We start from the raw sequence: 16472 nt of genomic DNA, 5'->3' as shown, positions 1-16472 counted from the left end.
AGAATGGGGACCTTATTGGAGCTGCAAGGGTCTCCTGCGGAGGTTTCGGGTGATGTGAACGGCATCCAGCTCGGGGCAAGATGATCACCGGTAAAGTGGGCCTAAATTCAGGGCAGAAAGTTGAATGCGCGGTAACTTTCTAGGCAAGGACCCAGTGAAGACTCTTGTTGGACCGTTGCAAGGTGATGAGACTCAGGACATTCCGTTTCAAATTGGCGTTTCAGAAGGCGTTAACTAAAGACCGGTGATGAGGGATTGGTCACCGCAGTGCCGAACTTTTCAGTCTTCAAGACTGGGAAAGGAAACGGCAAAATCGTTGTTGTGAAGGCCACCGAGGAGGCTGGGGCCAAGAGCAAGATCCTGACAATGCCAAGGACTCTAATGTGCCTGAGGTGTTGCCGCAGCCTGAGTGCCCAGAGCAGCCGACCGAAACTGGGGGCAATGAGCCTTCGGTTGAGTCGTCTGAGGTTGAGCAGTCCGAGTCTGCGGGTAAGCCGACCTTGGAACCGAAGCCGGGAGACACTCCGGGCAACGGCACTGGCGACAAACTGACAAAGCCGTCGGTTACGAGCAACGATGGTGCCTCTGATGGCGTAGAAGTTGGCTCTAAATTTGGCACGGTTTTGGTGTAATTGATGGCCTCGGTGGCTTGGTTGCTCTGGTTGTAGGTGCTACCCCACTGAATGAACCAGAACCACGATGTCGCTCACTTGCTGCAGCCACTCTGTGACTTTTTGGCATCGTTCAACATCAAGTTCTAATCGCGCCCGGTAGTGCGGAATTGCGGGACAGAAATTCCGATTGCTTTTCGGTGTAGAGACGGAAACCGGAGCCCTCTTTTTCGGAGGTACTCCGGCTCCTCTTGGCTAATAGGGGTAGAGAAGTGGACTTTGGTTGTTTTGCTTCAGTCTCGTGCTACATCATGTACCCGGTGACCGCCCCTATTGAGCGGGGCTCGATACTGGTAATCGTTTCGCTGCACTACAGGCGCGGCTATTAAGTGATCTCGCACACTTTTCAGTAGAGGTACTATTGAATGAAAAATCAATATGATTTACTAATCCTGCGTTTAAAAACGTAAATGGCACGATAAAAGTCGTGCAATCCGACTGACTGCGGGGTTCGCTTGTGCCTTCGAATTCTTGAAAGCGCGACTTTGTATATAGATCCCGTAGCTTGTAGTTCCCCTTGGAAGGTTCGTATGAAACTCAAAAAGCGTGTTCTCGCTTCTGCAGCTATCTCTGCATCTCTCGTGGCTACCGCTGTTACCCCAGTTGCTTGGGCTGCTGGTGAGCATCTTAACTGCGCACAGAACTTCCGAGCCGGCGTCGATTTTGATGCTGGTATCAATGCCAACGTTGCGGAGCATCTGCAGCGTAACTGCAAGTTGAGTGTGGAACAGATTACTGAGCTAAGTGTTGACGATATGACACAGACAGCTAGGGGTCTCCTGGGGAAGGACAACACTCCACTTTATTCTGAAGAAGAGTTGAAGCGTATGTCACATTCTGAGGTTGTCAGGGAAGCGCGGATCAATGGTGTTTCGTCTGACGATGATGGAAAGGGTTCTGCTGAAGACGGACAGCAGTCTGAGGCTCCTCTGATGGTGGATGATGTCAAGGCAGGGGACAGGGAAATTACTGGCCCGGTGTTTTTGCTCCCAGGTCAAAAGAAGAGAGTTCAAGTTAATTTCCCAAACTTCAGGGCTTTAACTACGGACGTACAACTAAAGGAAAACTCTGTTGAGGAGGGTGGATCCTCTAAAGGTAAAGCTGTCGCCTTTAAATTCGACGTTCCTGAAGGGATTGACCTAAAGGCAGGTGAAACACTATTTTTTAGTTCGCTATATGATTCCTTGGCTACGGACGATAGTAAGAGCAAATCTATACCAGTAGTCGTTAAACCTGCGGATGTGCCTGAGGAAGAGGGCTCAGATTCTGGGGATTCTGAAGGCGAATTCCCGTTTGCTGTTACTGCGGAAGTAAATTACATCAAGGCAGGAGACAAAAAGGTTACCGGTAAGGTTCGTTTGTACCCGGGCCAAGAGGTGGAAATTGAGGCTTATTTCCCCGGCGGAAGGATTCAGACAACTGTCGTGAAGCTAGAGAAAAAGTCTGCACAGGAGGGCCAAGTTCCTGCAGGTGAGTTTGTCCCGTTCGAAATCGATGTACCTGCAGACGTCAAGCTAATGGCAGGTGACAAGGTATCCGTTTCTCCAATTCCTCACGTCACGGATCCGAAAACCGGTGAAAGCAACAGCGTAAAGCTCATCGTGAAGGCTGCTGATAAGAGCAGCGAGTCGCAACCCGAGCAGACCCCTGGTGACGGTAATGGTAAGGAGGGCGGCAGCGGTTCCACAAAGCCGGCACAGCCATCGGTTCCGGGCGCTGAAGGTACCCCTGGTGCTGGAGAGAGCAGCTCTAAATTCGGCAAGGTCTTTGAAGCTATTCCTGGTCTGGCTGCTTTGGTTGAAGGTGTTGCTAAGTTCTTCAACAAGAACTCAGGCCTCGCTCGAATCTTGCAACCACTGCGTAACTTCTTCTCGCTGTTCAAGTTCTAATCTCGCCCCAATTAGCGGATGAGCGGATTAGTGCGGGCTTGAGGCTCGGACTTGGCTACCGGCAGTGATTAAACCGGAGCCCTCCATGAGGGGGTGCTCCGGTTTCTGTGTTTTCTGGTGAAATTTTACGGGACTTGGCCTAGCGCACCGGGCCGGGCAGGTGGGCGCGCCAGCCGTGAATCACGTTGATGAGGCAGCACATGGCGAGCAGGGAGCCGATGAGGAATAGCGCAGTGAAGCCAATGTAGGGTGCGAGAGCGCTAAAGGCCATGGGGATAAAGAAGCCGGTATAGGACACGGAATAGAACACGGCGGTAAGGCCAGCGAGGTCATCTTTTCCGGCGATGCGCTGGACCTCGGAAAGGCCGGCGACAAGTGCTAGGCCGTAGCCGGCGCCCATGACGGTGGCGCTGGTGATGCCGAGCGGGAGGGAGAGCGTGCGCGCGGCGATGGCGCCGAAAATGGTGCCGACGGTAATGACGGCCATGGCAACGGCGGAGGCCCGGGCGGAGCGGTGGGTGTCAATGACCTTGCCAAACATTTGGATGCCAACCCCGCAGCCCAGCGTAATGACGGTCATGAGGCCGGAAAAGGCGATGGGGGCATCGCCGGCGGAATCGGAAAGCAGCTGCGGCAAGAGGGCATAGGCCGCACCCGCGCAGCCGAATACCCAGGGGGCGACGGGAAGGACGATGCGGGAAAAGCGGCGGTGTGCAGCGGATGGAATGTGCAGCATGTGCAGCATATCGCGGATGCTTAAGTCCAAGAATGTGTCTTTGACGGTCTCGCCGCGGGGTGGACGGGTTTCGGGGGTTTTCAGTAGCCAGACCGCGGTGACGACGGTGAGCAGGATGTGCAGGACATAGGCCAGGTGAGTAGGCCACGGGCCCCATTGCGCCAGTACCGAGGCCAGGGCGGCGCCGATGAGGAAGCCCAGGGTAAGGCACATCGATGCCTTTCGGGGGCCTGCGGCCGGGTCACCGCCGGAACGGGTGATGAGCTCGGAAATCCAGGTGGATCCGACCGCCATAACGATGCCTAGGGCGAGGCCGCACAGTACGCGGCCGGCGGCAATGATGAGGGGCTCTTCGGGAGCGATGGACAGCAGGAAGGATCCGGCCAGGGAGAGCGGTGCGGCGGGCAGCATCGTGGGGCGGCGGCCGATATAGTCCGAGAGCGGCCCGGAGATGAGCAGTGCGGGCACGATGCCGATGACGTAGGCCGCTAGGAGGCCATTGACGGTGACTTGTGAGAAGTGGGATTGCTCGCGGTACATCACGAGCAGGGGAGTAAATTCATTGCCGCCCCAGGCAACGGCCACCATGCTGCCTGCGACGGGTAGCCAATCGCGATTGGCGGTGTCTTGACTCATAGTTGATCCTTCGAATTTTTCAGGTGCGAGCGGAGTGCGGAGAGATAGTCGGGCAGGTTAGCGGTGAGGAGGGCATCGGCAAGCGTGCGGTGCTGGTCGACGAAAGCGCGGGCCCGCGCTACATTGCGCCCGATGGCGGTGGCGGTAAAGCGCTGCTGGCGCTCGCGCAGCTGGTGGCCAACATTGGCCAGCAGGCTATTGCCGGCGCTATCCATGATGATTTGGTGGAATTGAGCATCTAGGCGCGTGTATTCGCGAAGGTCTTCGGCGTCCAGCGCGGCGTCTTGGGCCGCGATGTTTTCTTGCAGGCGCTTGGCGATGCCCCCGCGTTCTTCCTCGCCCAGCTGGCAGATCTTCTCGGCACTGTGGGCATCGACAAGCAGGCGTGCCTCATAGACCTCGCGGATTTCTTGGGGACTAATCGGTACTACCAGCGCGCCGCGCTTGGGGTAAAGCTGCAAAAAGCCCTCGAGCTCTAGGCGCAGGAAAGCCTCGTGGGCCGGGGTGCGGCTGACTCCTACCTCGGCCGCGAGTGCGGCCTCTGACAGCATCTGCGAGGAATCGATGGTGCCGTCGATGATCCTTTCTTTGACTAATTCATAAACCCGCTCCGCGGCAGGCTGCATGCTTGTATCGCTCATGCATACATCTTGCATACAAGTTAGTTTAAACGTCAACCTATTCCCAATTCTGGGGTTAGAGTGTCTTAGACTGGAAGGCATGCAGCGTTGGGTCTTACACATCGATATGGATGCGTTTTTTGCCTCCGTCGAGCAATTGACCCGACCGACTTTGCAAGGCCGGCCGGTGCTCGTCGGTGGGGTCGGCGGCCGCGGGGTCGTCGCCGGCGCGTCCTATGAGGCTCGCGAATACGGCGCGCACTCGGCGATGCCGATGTATCGCGCCCAGCAGTTGGTGGGCCTGCGCGCGGTGGTGGTCAGCCCGCGCCGGGCGGTGTATTCGGCGGCCTCGCGCCGGGTATTTGAGATCATCTCCCAGCACGTGGAGGTGATCGAGCAGCTATCCATCGATGAGGCCTTTATGGAGCCAGAGGCATTGGTGGGTGCGACGGCGGACGAGGTGCAACAGTGGGCGGATGGCCTGCGCGCGCTCATCCGTGAGGAAACAGGCCTGCCGTGTTCCATTGGCGCGGGCTCCGGCAAGCAATTTGCCAAGATCGGCTCCGGTGAAGCCAAGCCAGATGGCACCTATGTCATCCCGGCGGAAAAGCAGCTGGAGATGCTGCATCCGCTCGCGGTGGGAAAGCTGTGGGGCGTGGGTCCGGTCACGGAGGCCAAACTCAAGGGCATCGGGGTGGAGACCATCGGCGCGCTGGCCGCCATGACCCAAAAGGAGGTGGAAATCTCCATCGGCAGCGTCGTCGGCGTGCAGCTGTGGCAGCTGGCGCAGGGCATCGACGATAGGGAGGTGGCCCCGCGCGCTATTTCCAAACAGATTTCCACGGAGCACACCTATCCCAAGGACCTGCTCACGGTTGCCGATGTCGATGCGGCAATTACCCGCGCGGCCGAGGGCGCGCACCGCCGCCTGCTTAAAGATGGCCGCGGGGCGCGCACGGTGACGGTAAAGCTGCGGATGGCAGACTTCCATATCGAATCGCGCTCGACCACCCTGGCCTATGCCACCGATGACCTGGAGGTATTGACGGCAGCCGCCTTCAAGCTGGCGCGCTACCCGGATGAATTGGGCCCCATCCGCTTGGTGGGGGTGAGCTATTCCGGGCTGGAAGCCGCGCGCCAAGACGTGCTATTTCCGGAGCTCGACCGCGAAATCGTGCGGCCCGTGCTGCCGGATAGTGACTATGAAACGGGCGTGAGCGATGACTCCCCGCCACCGGCGCCGACCACCGTGGTGGTCGAAGACGATGTGGAGGATCAATGGCACGCCACCCAAGACGTCTACCACCCGGAATTCGGCCACGGTTGGATCCAAGGCACCGGGCACGGGGTGGTCAGCGTGCGTTTTGAAACCCGCGCCACCGGACCCGGCCGCACGAAATCCTTTGCCGCCAGTGACCCAGATTTGGTGCCGGCCGATCCGCTCGATTCCTTAGACTGGCAGGACTGGCTGGAAACCCAAGACTAGATCGCAACGTAGCGCTTGGGGTCAGGGTTCTGCCGGAATACCTTGGCAGGGGCCGTGCCGGTGGCCAGCGCCGCGGCCAGCAAGATGCGCGCCTGGCTGGGGCGGAAGGCCCGCGCGTTGATCGCGCCCAAGCTATGCAGGTTCGCCCCGCCGCCGTCGCCGCCATAGGACAACCCGGTTACCCCGTACGGGGTGCGGGTGGAAATGACGACGGGGAGGCCGTCGCGGAGGGCATCGGCAACCGCGCGGCCCATGTCCCCACTCATATTGCCCGCGCCCATGGCCTCGACGACGAGGCCGGCGGCGGAAGCGCGGGCGGCATCGACAAGCGCGCGCCCCGCGCCGGGGTAGGCAGGGATGATTTCTACTGGGTGAGGCGCCAAGGGGCGCGGCCGCAGCCGCGGGGTGGCGTCCGGTATCCGCAGGGACTCGAAAGCGCGCAGGTCGAAGGTGTGTTGCTTGCGGGCCCCGCGCGCCGGGATGGTCATGCCGCCAAAACAGATGAAGACGCCGGGCTGTCCGCTGAGGGCGAGCTCGCGCGCATCGCGGAGATTGCGCGGGCCATCTGGGCGCGGGTGATCGTAGGAGCGCTGCGCGCCGGTGAGCACGATGGGCGTATCACCGGCGCAAAAAATCTCCAGCGCCATCGCCGTCTCTTCCATCGAATCGGTGCCATGGGTGATGATGACGCCGTCAATATCCGAGCGGGCCGTCTGCTCGTTGACCACAGCAATGAGCTCATCGAGGTCAGCGAGCGTAATAGAAGAGGAATCGAGCTGGCGAAATTCCACCACCTCGGCGTCGATACCGGCCGCGAGCTGCGCGCCGGTAACGGTGGGAACGAGGGAACCATCCCGCACCGTGGTGCAGGCAATTGTGCCGCCGGTGGCGATGAGGGCAAGATGAGTCATGCATCCCAGAATAAAAGAAGACGCGCCGAGGCGGCAGGCGCGGACCAGAAAAGCTGGGGCAAATGTAAACTGATGGGAGTTTATATCCCAGACGTGAGGAGTGAGAAGTGAAATTCCGCAAATTTGGTGCCGCGTGCCTCGCATTGAGCGCGGCGGCCGCCCTGTCCGCCTGCTCTTCTGATGACGAGCAAGAAGACACCACCAAGAACAGTGAATCCAGCGAATCCGCGTCCGCCGACGGCGACTCCGCGGCTCCCGCGCTGCCGTCCGCCGCTGATCTGAACGCCATCCTGGCAAAGGCTACGGATCCGGCGGCATCGCAGGAAGAAAAGACCGCCACGGTGGAAGGCGGCGAATCCGCCCCAGAGATCTTTGACACCATGGCGCGCTCCAAGGAAGAATCCGGCGCGGAGTTTGCGGTCGTGGATCCCGTCCTGCCCGGCTATGACCCGCAATCCGTGCTGACCACGGTGAATTTCACCACGGCCGATGGCCAGGAGCAGACGACGGACCAGGTGGAATTTATTTACCAGGACGACACTTGGAAACTATCGAAGACTTGGGCCTGCACGCTGATTCAAAACACGGTGCCGCCTGAGCAGGTACCGGAGATGTGTGCGGATGCTGGTGCGGGTGTCTTTTCGGATGATGAGGGTGACGGCGCCCCCGCCCAAGGCGATGCCCCCGCGGCCGGCGCAGAGCAGGCGCCCGCCGAGGCCCCCGTAGAGGCCCCCGCCGAGTAGCTCTACTCCGAAAAAGCCAACTCCGTCAGGCTTGATTGCACGACGCGCAGGTCTGAATCGGCGGTGCCGTAGGTTACCTTCGTATCGAAGGACACGTCACCGCCCACGGGGAGCGGCTTAGTCAGATCCACCGTGACGTTGCCCGAGGAATTAGTGGAAGAATCCAGCACGTCGAGTTCCTTATCCTCCAACTCCGTGCCCTCGGCTTGGCCCTCGAAGGATAAAGCGCCCAGGGTAGGGCGTTGTTCCACCTCGACGGATAGCGTGACGCGGTCACCATCGATGGACTTAACCGTATAGCGGGTCGTTTGCAAGAGCGTGGATTCTCCCGTTACGCGCGAATCCACCGTCCACGTCGCGCCGGTGCCCACCTCTTCCTCTGGGAAAACGATGGGCAGCGCGGTCAGCTTCATGATTGCTTGTTCGACGGTGCCGCGCGCCTCATCGCTCGCGTCCTGCGGGGCGGCCAAGCGCAGGGAATTCATCTGGCCATTATCTTGACCGCGCCAGCCAAATTGGAACCCGGAAGCAGAAGAGATATCGGTATCGCCGGAGTATTCCGGATCGCCTGCGGTGACAAACGCGTTGCGCGAGGCCGGCAATTGATCCTCGACGTCCTCGGTGGCTTTATCCACGGAAGCCGAAAGCGGCAGGGTAGTGGTCTCCTTATCCACATCGGCGGCCTGGAAATCGGCAGCGGCGGATTTATTCAGCAAGTCCTGCGAAAATCCCTCCGTGGCGCGGTAGGTTACCTCCTGCGAGGAGTCGATGTCGTGATATTCCAGCAATTTCTTCTCCCCGGTTCCGGACTCTTCGACGGTCAGGCGCGGGGCATCGATAGTCAGGCCGACGGGCTGTTCCACGGCGGGGCCGGGGGTCTCATAAGAACAGGCGCTTAGCGCTACGGCGACGGCGGAAAGGGTTGTAAAAACTTTGACTCGAAACACGCTTACCAAAATACCGGACGCTCCTGATTAGAATGATGTGGGTGAGCCAAAAACGAAGGAGTCAGACAGGTCTTATCGCCGCGGTGGTCATCGCCGTGGCGGTTGTGGATCAAGCCGTAAAACAACTCATGCTGACCGTCCTGACGGAGGGCGAGCCGCATTATGTCATCGGGGACTGGTTCAGGTTTAACCTGCTATTTAATCCGGGCGCGGCGTTTTCCATCGGTGGCGAGGGCTCGACTTGGCTGTTTACCACCATCCAATTGGCGTTCGTCTTAGGTGTCGCCATCGCCGCCCCGCGTATCCACAATACGGGCCAGGCGCTGGGGCTGGCACTCATTGCCGGTGGGGCATTGGGCAACTTTGCAGACCGCATCTTCCGCGACCCCGGCTTCTGGTTTGGGCACGTCGTGGACTACATCTCGGTCGGCTCGTTCGCGGTCTTTAATATCGCAGATGCGGCCATTACCTGCGGCGTAGTCATCTTCATCGGCGCCATGCTTTTAGCGGAACGGAGGGCGGAAAATGAATAGGCAATTGCGCAGTTTTCCCATTCCAGAAGGCCTAGAGGGCATGCGTGCCGATGCCGCGCTTGCCAAGCTCCTCGGCCTTTCCCGCTCGGCCACTGCCCAGCTGTGCGCAGAGGGCGGGGTCACCGTGGATTCGCAGGAGCTGGGGAAATCCGAGCGCCTAGCGTCCGGCCAGGTGGTCTCGGTGCTGCTCCCAGAGCCCGAAAAGCCCCTGCTGCCGCGCGAGGAGCTAGTAGAGGGCATGGACGTTTTATATAGCGACGCCGATATCATCTGCGTGCACAAACCCGTGGGCGTCGCCGCGCACCCAAGCGTGGGCTGGGATGGGCCGACGGTCATCGGCGGGCTGCGCGCGGCAGGATATAACGTGGCCTCGCTAGGACCTACCGAGCGGCAGGGCATTGTCCACCGCCTAGACGTGGGCACCTCCGGGGTCATGGTCGTGGCCTCCTCAGGGCGCGCCTATTCGGCGCTCAAGCAGGCATTTAAGTACCGGACCGTGAAAAAGACCTATCACGCGGTGGTCCAGGGCCTGCCCGATCCGATCGAGGGCACCATCGATGCGCCCATCGGCAGGCACCCGAAGTCGGGCTGGAAATTCGCCGTGCTTGACGATGGCAAGGCCGCGGTCACCCACTACCGCCTCATCGAGGCCTTTCGCGAGGCCAGCCTCATCGAGGTGCACTTGGAAACCGGCCGCACCCACCAGATCCGCGTCCACATGTCCGTCACCGGGCATCCCTGCGTCGGCGATCCCATGTACGGCTCGAATCCGCAGCTTTCTGCCCGCCTGGGCTTGGAGCGCCAGTGGCTGCATGCGGTGCAGCTAGGCTTTACCCACCCCGGCACCGGGAAGTGGTTCGAGGCCCGCGCGCCCTATCCCGATGACCTGCAGCATGCCCTGGAGCGACTGCAGGGATGAGGAAGTTTTATTGGCGGCGCCGCCTAGCGGCACTGGTGCTGGTGCTGGTGGCGGGCGTGGTGGCTCTGGTGCTTTTTGGCACGCTGGGCACGCAGGCATCCACGCGCGTGCAAGGCGATCAGCTGGGCCCGGACGGGGAATCGCGCGCGGAGTATATTGAGCGCGTCAAGTCCATGGACATCGATCCGGATGCCGCCACGTATGCGCTGGTCACCTTCGATACCGAGTTACCGCCTGTCGCCGTCGCTGCCGCGTTGACTGACGTTCCGCGCATGGATGCCATCCTTATGGGCTCGACCGCGCCCATTGCGGTACCGGAGCCGGTTGCCGGCGAGGATCGCGCTGCGGTGATTAACCATACGTTTGACCGCATCGGCGCCTCCTACGGCCAGCGCCCCAGCGCGGTGAGCGCCGTCGTGGTGTGGGGCACGGCAACCCAGCTTGCCGATGTCGCCTCCCTCCCCGCCGTCGCCGCCGTCGAGCCCGCGCCTGCCGATGCCGCCTGGGGTAGTTTCGCCGTGCGCCCACCCAGCTAAATTTGCCATCCTGAACGCTTCGCCGCGCGGGGTGCGGGGTGCAGGCTTAGCATCGGGGGGCATGGAACACATTCGGGCATATATTGCGGCTTTAAACTCGGCGATGGATATCCTCGCCGAGGCCGCTGATATGCCCGCCTCCGAGCTGACCGCCGCCGGCATGCCGGATGCCGCCGCCGAGTCGATAGCCCACCCCTCTCAGATCTATTTCGGGCCGACCAGTTTCACGCGCCGCCAGCGCCGGGCGGTCGAGGGAGCGCGGCGCAATGGGCATTCGCTGCCGACGTTGGAGGTCATCGAAAAGCACGCCCGCCGCGCGCCCACCCAAGCCCGCGCCTGGGCCCTGCGCGCTGAACTTGCCCAGGTATCCGCCGATACCCAGGCGATGGACAAGCTCGCCCGCAAGAAGGTGCGCGCGCTGCGCCCGCCGCGCGAGCCTAAACCAGGGGTGAGGCTGCGCCGCCGCGCCGCGGGCAAACCATGGACGCTAACGATTACAGGTAGCTCCAGCCTCGTCGCGGAGCTGCATAACCAAGCAGGCACGCTTGCCGATGTCGCAGCCCTCTTCCACTCCGGCGCCTCCACCTCCACCGTGCGCACCAACGTGGTAATCCCGCTGGATAAGTTGAGCGCCATCGCGCAGGGCGATAAAGACGTCACGGTCACCATGACCAACGGCGCGCAGATAAGTGGTACCGAGCTGGCCCAGCGCGCAATGGCGGAGGAAGGTTTTATCACTCTTCTCCACCCCGTGGAGGGGCCGGTGAACCTGTACCGCATGCGGCGCGGGGCAACGTGGAAGCAATTTATGATGGCCGCCGCCGAAAACCCCGTCTGCCCGGCGCGCGGGTGCCACCGCCCAGCCGATGAGTGCCAAGTCCACCACATCTTCAGCTGGGCCGGCGGCGGCTGGACCAATGCCAAGAACCTCACCGTAGCGTGCCCGCATCACAACGGCCGCAATGACGACGACCGCGCCGCCCGCCCCCGCAATGGCCGCTTCGAACGCGTGCACGGCGGCGTGCGGTGGATTAAACCCTGGCAGCCGCAACCGCCGGACCTCGTCGATACCGGGCCCAGTTAGCTCACAACGTTGAGCCGGGCCCAACCCTCAGCGGCGACTTTCCCGCCCGCGAATTCCTAAGCGCCGAGCTCATCCACCGCGCATTTCTGCGTGCCGTTTTTCGCGCTGCGCACTCCTGTGCGCAACGCCCCGTTGCCGCGCGCTTTTTGCGCACCCCTCTTCCACACCGCTAACTTTTGCGTGCCGTTTTCTCGCGCCGTGCACTACTGCGCGCGGCTCACGCACCGTCTTTCGCGCTGCGAATTTCTGCGCGCAGGTTTACCTGCGCCGCGCACTCTTGCGCGGCGCGTTGTGGCGAACGCGGATGAGATCTGCAATGTAGATGCTGACTGCTACGCCGATGATGCCGAAGCCAATCCACCGGTGTGTGGAGAAGTGCTCTTGGGTGACAAAGAGTGCCCACAGCATCTGCATGATAGGGGTGAGGTATTGGAGCATGCCGATCGTCGACAAGCGCAGCGTCTGCGCGCCCTGGGCAAAGCACAATAGCGGCAGTGCGGTAATAAGGCCGGCACTGATTAAGAGCAGCATGTGTGGCGTGCCTTCCGTGACGAAGGTGCCGTGGCCTGCCTGTTCAATCCACACGATATAGGCAATGGCAACGGGGGAGACCACCAAAGACTCTGCCGCGACCGAGACCGCCGCCGATACCCGCACCTGTTTCTTGATGAGGCCGTAAATGCCAAACGATGCCGCCAACAACAGCGAGATATACGGCGCCTGTCCGGTAAAGAAGGTCAGATACAGCACCGCGATTGCCGCCACGGCGACTGCGGTCGCCTGCCATGGGCGGAGCTGCTCCTTTAAGAAGATCATGCCGAGTGCCACCGATACCAGGGGATTGATGAAATATCCTAAAGCGGCATCGGCTACGTGATCGGTATTAATCGCCAGCACATAGGTCCCCCAATTGACCGTGATGAATACGCCCCCGGCGGCAAGCCAGCCCCACGTGCGCTTGTCCAAGCGCACCAATTCCCGCCAGCCGCCGCTGCAGATTAAAAACGCCGTGACGATAACCGCGGTCCACAACACGCGATGGGCGAGGATTTCCAGCGGCGTGGCCGGCAGCAGGAGCGGGAAGAACGCGGGGAAGAACCCCCACATGATGTATGCGGCGAGAGTGTAGATCATCACCGCATAATATCGTCATCTTGACCGCCCCGCTAAGATGACCGCATGGCCAAAAATTCCTCCTTCGTCCACCTACATAACCATACCGAGTTCTCCATGCTGGACGGCATGGCCAAGGTCGATATGTTGGCTGATGAGGTGGTCAAGCAAAACATGCCCGCCGTGGGCATGACAGACCACGGCAATATGTATGGATCCGATGCCTTTTACAAGCGCATGACCAGCGCCGGGGTGAAACCCATCATCGGCATCGAGGCCTACATGGCCCCGGAATCGCGCTTTAATAAAAAACGCGTGCTGTGGGGTACCCCGGATCAAAAGCGCGACGATGTCTCCGCCTCGGGCGCATATTTGCACCAGACGATGATCGCAGAAAACGCCACCGGGCTGCGCAACCTGTTCACCTTGTCCTCGCTCGCCTCCTACGAAGGCCAGCTGGGTAAGTGGCCGCGCATGGATGCAGAGCTCATCGCCGAGCATGCCGATGGCATCATCGCCACCACCGGCTGCCCATCTGGCGATGTGCAGACCCGCCTGCGCCTCGGTCAATTCAACGAGGCCCTCGAGGCCGCGGCGATGTGGCAAGACATCTATGGCAAGGACAACTTCTTCTTGGAGTTGATGGACCATGGGCTGGACATCGAAAAGCGCACGCGCGATGGGCTGCTCGAAATCGGCCGCAAGCTGGACCTGCCGCCGCTGGTGACCAATGACTGCCACTACGTGTTGGAGTCCCAGGCGCCGGCGCACGAGGCCATGCTGTGCGTGCAGACCGGTAAGACGTTCATGGACCCGGACCGCTTCAAGTTCGGCGGTACCGGCTACTACATCAAGTCCGCCGCGCAGATGCGCGAGACCTGGGACGACCTGATTCCGGATGGCTGCGACAACACCCTGTGGATTGCCGAGCGCGTGCAGGACTACAGCGAGGTGTGGGAGGAACACACCCACGACCGCATGCCCATTGCCGATGTCCCTGAGGGCCACACGCCCACTTCCTGGCTGACCCACGAGGTGATGGAGGGGCTGCAGCGGCGGTTCCCCGGGCGCGAGGTGCCGGAGGACTACATTGAGCGCGCCAAGTACGAGATCTCCGTGATTGAGATGAAGGGCTACCCCTCCTACTTCCTCATCGTGGCGGAGCTTATTAAGTATGCGCGTTCTGTAGGCATCCGTGTAGGGCCCGGCCGTGGTTCTGCGGCGGGCGCGCTCGTGGCCTACGCGCTGACCATTACCAATATTGACCCGCTGGAACACGACCTGCTCTTCGAGCGCTTTTTGAACCCCGAGCGCCCGTCCGCCCCCGATATCGATATCGACTTCGACGATCGCCGCCGCGGCGAGATGATTACCTACGCCGCCGAGCGCTGGGGAGAGGATAAGGTAGCCCAGGTCATTACCTTCGGCACGGTGAAAACCAAGCAGGCCATTAAGGACTCCGCCAAGGTGCACTTTGGCCAGCCCGGCTTCCAGATGGCTGACCGCATCAATGGTGCGCTGCCACCGGCGATTATGGCGAAGGATATCCCGCTGCGGGGCATTACCGACCCCGACCACGAGCGCTATTCCGAGGCCGCCGAGGTCCGCCAGATGGTGGAAACCGACCCGGATGTGAAAAAGATTTATGACACCGCGCGCGGTTTGGAGGGCGTCGTTCGCCAGGCCGGCGTGCACGCCTGCGCGGTGATTATGGCCTCCGTGCGGTTGATGGACCACATCCCGATGTGGAAGCGGCCTGCCGATGGCGCCTATATCACCGGCTGGGATTACCCCGCCTGCGAGGCCATTGGCCTGCTGAAGATGGACTTTTTGGGCCTGCGCAACCTCACCGTTATTGGTGATGCCATCGAAAACATCAAGCGCAACCGCGGCGAGGAAGTGCAACTCGAGCAGCTGCATGCCGATGACCCCAAGGTCTCCAAGGTCTATGACCTGCTCTCGCGCGGGGATACCTTGGGCGTGTTCCAGCTGGACTCCGGCGGTATGCAGGAGCTGCTCAAGCGCATGAAGCCTACCGGATTCAAAGACATCGTGGCCTCCTTGGCCCTGTACCGCCCCGGCCCGATGGGTGTGAATGCCCACTGGGATTACGCCGACCGCAAGAACGGGCGCAAGGAAATTACCCCGATTCACCCTGAGCTCGAAGAGCCGCTGAAGGAAATCCTGGATGAGACGTATGGTCTCATCGTCTACCAGGAGCAGATCATGCGTATCTCGCAGAAGGTGGCGAACTACACCGCCGGCGAGGCAGACGGCTTCCGTAAGGCGATGGGTAAGAAAAAGCCCGAGGTCCTAGCCCAGCAATACGATAAATTTTGGGGCGGCATGCAAGAAAATGGCTACTCTAAATCTGCCATGGATGCGCTGTGGGGGACCATCGAGCCCTTCGCGTCGTACGCGTTTAACAAGTCCCACGCCGCGGGCTACGGGTTGGTCTCGTTCTGGACGGCCTACCTCAAGGCCTACTACGCACCGGAATACATGGCAGCGCTGTTGACCTCTGTGGGCGATAAGAAGGATAAGTCCGCCATCTACCTGTCGGATTGCCGCCACTTGGGCATTAACGTTTTGCCGCCCTCGGTCAATGAATCCGAAGAGGACTTCCAGGCTGTGGGCGAGGATATTCGCTTCGGCATGGGCGCTATCCGCAATGTGGGCTCGGAAGTCGTCGAATCCATCATTGCTTCGCGCAAGGCAAAGGGGGCGTTTACGTCCTTTAGTGATTACCTTGACAAGATCGATTTGGCAGCGTGTTCCAAACGCGTGACCGAGGCGCTGATTAAGGCCGGTGCCTTTGATGATTTCCAGCAGCCGCGCAAGGGCCTCATGCTTATTCACGAGGACGCCGTCGATGCAGTGCAAACCACCAAGAAGGCGGCCGATAAGGGGCAATTCGACCTCTTTGCCGGCTTTGGCGGTGGCGACGATGCCTCCTCGGAGGGCGCCTTTGCCATTGATGTGCCGGACGATTCATGGGATCGCAAGCACGAGTTGGCGCTAGAGCGAGAGATGCTGGGGCTCTACGTCTCTGGCCACCCACTCGACGGGTTCGAAGAGGCCCTGGCTGCACAGACCAATACGCCGTTGACAAAGATCCTAAATGATGAGGTGCACAATGGGCAGGAACTCATCATCGGCGGCATCATTTCCGGTGTGGACCGCCGCTTTTCTAAGCGCGATGGTTCCCCGTGGGCGATTGTCACGGTAGAAGACCACAACGGCGCGCAGGTAGAGATCTTGGTATTCAATAAGGTCTACTCGCTGGCAGCGCCGCATATTGTGGAAGACAACATCATCTTGGCGCGCGTCAACGTGAAGGTGCGCGATGAGCGCCGGTCGCTGTTTTGTTCCGATATTCGCGTTCCCGAGCTGGGCCCGGGCGGTGGCGCGAGCCTGCCCCTGCGCCTGACCATGCGCACGGACCAGTGCACGATGGAAAATATCGCCCGACTCAAGCAGGTCTTGGTCAAAAACCACGGTGAGTCCGATGTGTACCTTGAACTTGTCGAGGGCGACCAATCCACCACCATGGTCCTCGGTGAGCACCTCCGCGTGGAACGATCCGGCAACCTCATGGGAGACCTGAAGGCCACCATGGGTGCGGGCATATTAGGCTGAATTTAAACT

The 16472-nt window shown here is 60.6% G+C and carries 14 protein-coding genes; 9 read left to right on the top strand and 5 right to left on the bottom strand.

Annotation, left to right across the window (positions count from 1 at the left end; translation table 11 throughout):
* Nucleotides 1-383 precede the first annotated feature (383 nt).
* Both ACLI1T_RS07785 and ACLI1T_RS07780 read left to right on the top strand, forming a co-directional pair.
* Nucleotides 384-632, top strand: a complete 249-nt coding sequence (locus ACLI1T_RS07785) for a hypothetical protein (protein ID WP_023023041.1) — start codon at nucleotides 384-386, stop codon at nucleotides 630-632.
* Between the two features lie 569 nt (nucleotides 633-1201).
* Complete coding sequence (locus ACLI1T_RS07780; RefSeq protein ID WP_411702346.1) at nucleotides 1202-2560, top strand: hypothetical protein; 1359 nt, start codon at nucleotides 1202-1204, stop codon at nucleotides 2558-2560.
* A 139-nt stretch (nucleotides 2561-2699) separates the two neighbouring features.
* On the opposite strand, the gene ACLI1T_RS07775 is transcribed toward ACLI1T_RS07780, so the two are convergent.
* Together ACLI1T_RS07775 and ACLI1T_RS07770 are read right to left on the bottom strand one after the other, a co-directional pair.
* A complete protein-coding gene (locus tag ACLI1T_RS07775; RefSeq protein WP_349852687.1) occupies nucleotides 2700-3932 on the bottom strand; it encodes an MFS transporter in 1233 nt (410 codons plus the stop codon).
* Nucleotides 3929-4573 (bottom strand): GntR family transcriptional regulator, encoded by a 645-nt coding sequence (locus ACLI1T_RS07770; RefSeq protein ID WP_034659114.1) that lies wholly within the window; start codon nucleotides 4571-4573, stop codon nucleotides 3929-3931. The genes ACLI1T_RS07775 and ACLI1T_RS07770 overlap by 4 nt, the downstream gene beginning before the upstream one ends.
* A gap of 79 nt (nucleotides 4574-4652) precedes the next feature.
* Here ACLI1T_RS07770 and ACLI1T_RS07765 point away from each other — a divergent pair, with 79 nt between their 5' ends.
* Nucleotides 4653-6038 carry a DNA polymerase IV gene (locus ACLI1T_RS07765; protein WP_349852688.1) on the top strand — a complete coding sequence of 462 codons (1386 nt, stop codon included), beginning with the start codon at nucleotides 4653-4655 and terminating at the stop codon, nucleotides 6036-6038.
* Here the strand turns inward: ACLI1T_RS07765 and ACLI1T_RS07760 are convergent.
* Complete coding sequence (locus ACLI1T_RS07760) at nucleotides 6035-6949, bottom strand: asparaginase (RefSeq protein WP_349852689.1); 915 nt, start codon at nucleotides 6947-6949, stop codon at nucleotides 6035-6037. The genes ACLI1T_RS07765 and ACLI1T_RS07760 overlap by 4 nt on opposite strands.
* 107 nt (nucleotides 6950-7056) lie before the next feature.
* Here ACLI1T_RS07760 and ACLI1T_RS07755 point away from each other — a divergent pair, with 107 nt between their 5' ends.
* Complete coding sequence (locus ACLI1T_RS07755) at nucleotides 7057-7692, top strand: hypothetical protein (RefSeq protein WP_284771391.1); 636 nt, start codon at nucleotides 7057-7059, stop codon at nucleotides 7690-7692.
* 2 nt (nucleotides 7693-7694) lie between these two features.
* Here ACLI1T_RS07755 and ACLI1T_RS07750 read toward each other — a convergent pair whose 3' ends face one another.
* Nucleotides 7695-8639 (bottom strand): hypothetical protein, encoded by a 945-nt coding sequence (locus tag ACLI1T_RS07750; protein WP_023023025.1) that lies wholly within the window; start codon nucleotides 8637-8639, stop codon nucleotides 7695-7697.
* Nucleotides 8640-8671: 32 nt separating this feature from the next.
* Between ACLI1T_RS07750 and lspA the strand changes: the two genes are divergently transcribed.
* From lspA to ACLI1T_RS07730, 4 genes are all read left to right on the top strand, one after another.
* Nucleotides 8672-9172 (top strand): signal peptidase II, encoded by a 501-nt coding sequence (gene lspA / locus ACLI1T_RS07745; protein WP_349852690.1) that lies wholly within the window; start codon nucleotides 8672-8674, stop codon nucleotides 9170-9172.
* Nucleotides 9165-10091 (top strand): RluA family pseudouridine synthase, encoded by a 927-nt coding sequence (locus ACLI1T_RS07740; protein WP_411702345.1) that lies wholly within the window; start codon nucleotides 9165-9167, stop codon nucleotides 10089-10091. Before lspA ends, ACLI1T_RS07740 begins: the two co-directional genes overlap by 8 nt.
* On the top strand, nucleotides 10088-10627 hold the full coding sequence (locus ACLI1T_RS07735) for a hypothetical protein (protein ID WP_349852691.1): 540 nt from the start codon (nucleotides 10088-10090) through the stop codon (nucleotides 10625-10627). Before ACLI1T_RS07740 ends, ACLI1T_RS07735 begins: the two co-directional genes overlap by 4 nt.
* Before the next feature lie 61 nt (nucleotides 10628-10688).
* Nucleotides 10689-11711, top strand: coding sequence for an HNH endonuclease signature motif containing protein (locus ACLI1T_RS07730; RefSeq protein WP_411702344.1), 1023 nt, complete (start codon nucleotides 10689-10691; stop codon nucleotides 11709-11711).
* Between the two features lie 258 nt (nucleotides 11712-11969).
* Here the strand turns inward: ACLI1T_RS07730 and rarD are convergent, their stop codons facing one another.
* Nucleotides 11970-12845, bottom strand: coding sequence for an EamA family transporter RarD (gene rarD / locus ACLI1T_RS07725; RefSeq protein ID WP_411703306.1), 876 nt, complete (start codon nucleotides 12843-12845; stop codon nucleotides 11970-11972).
* A gap of 45 nt (nucleotides 12846-12890) precedes the next feature.
* Here rarD and dnaE point away from each other — a divergent pair, with 45 nt between their 5' ends.
* Nucleotides 12891-16463: a DNA polymerase III subunit alpha gene (dnaE, locus tag ACLI1T_RS07720; RefSeq protein WP_411702343.1), complete on the top strand. Its 3573-nt coding sequence runs from the start codon at nucleotides 12891-12893 to the stop codon at nucleotides 16461-16463.
* Nucleotides 16464-16472 lie beyond the last annotated feature (9 nt).

It is taken from the genome of Corynebacterium tuingiense, from assembly GCF_046718165.1.
GTDB lineage: Bacteria > Actinomycetota > Actinomycetes > Mycobacteriales > Mycobacteriaceae > Corynebacterium.
This window is presented reverse-complemented; position numbering and strand designations above follow the sequence as displayed.

Excerpts from the sequence above, each read along its gene's own strand:
- lspA (WP_349852690.1), top strand. The coding sequence starts at position 8,672 with ATGATGTGGGTGAGCCAAAAACGAAGGAGTCAGACAGGTCTTATCGCC.
- rarD (WP_411703306.1), bottom strand. The coding sequence starts at position 12,845 with ATGATCTACACTCTCGCCGCATACATCATGTGGGGGTTCTTCCCCGCG.
- ACLI1T_RS07730 (WP_411702344.1), top strand. The coding sequence starts at position 10,689 with ATGGAACACATTCGGGCATATATTGCGGCTTTAAACTCGGCGATGGAT.
- ACLI1T_RS07765 (WP_349852688.1), top strand. The coding sequence starts at position 4,653 with ATGCAGCGTTGGGTCTTACACATCGATATGGATGCGTTTTTTGCCTCC.
- ACLI1T_RS07740 (WP_411702345.1), top strand. The coding sequence starts at position 9,165 with ATGAATAGGCAATTGCGCAGTTTTCCCATTCCAGAAGGCCTAGAGGGC.
- dnaE (WP_411702343.1), top strand. The coding sequence starts at position 12,891 with ATGGCCAAAAATTCCTCCTTCGTCCACCTACATAACCATACCGAGTTC.
- ACLI1T_RS07735 (WP_349852691.1), top strand. The coding sequence starts at position 10,088 with ATGAGGAAGTTTTATTGGCGGCGCCGCCTAGCGGCACTGGTGCTGGTG.
- ACLI1T_RS07775 (WP_349852687.1), bottom strand. The coding sequence starts at position 3,932 with ATGAGTCAAGACACCGCCAATCGCGATTGGCTACCCGTCGCAGGCAGC.
- ACLI1T_RS07760 (WP_349852689.1), bottom strand. The coding sequence starts at position 6,949 with ATGACTCATCTTGCCCTCATCGCCACCGGCGGCACAATTGCCTGCACC.
- ACLI1T_RS07780 (WP_411702346.1), top strand. The coding sequence starts at position 1,202 with ATGAAACTCAAAAAGCGTGTTCTCGCTTCTGCAGCTATCTCTGCATCT.
- ACLI1T_RS07770 (WP_034659114.1), bottom strand. The coding sequence starts at position 4,573 with ATGAGCGATACAAGCATGCAGCCTGCCGCGGAGCGGGTTTATGAATTA.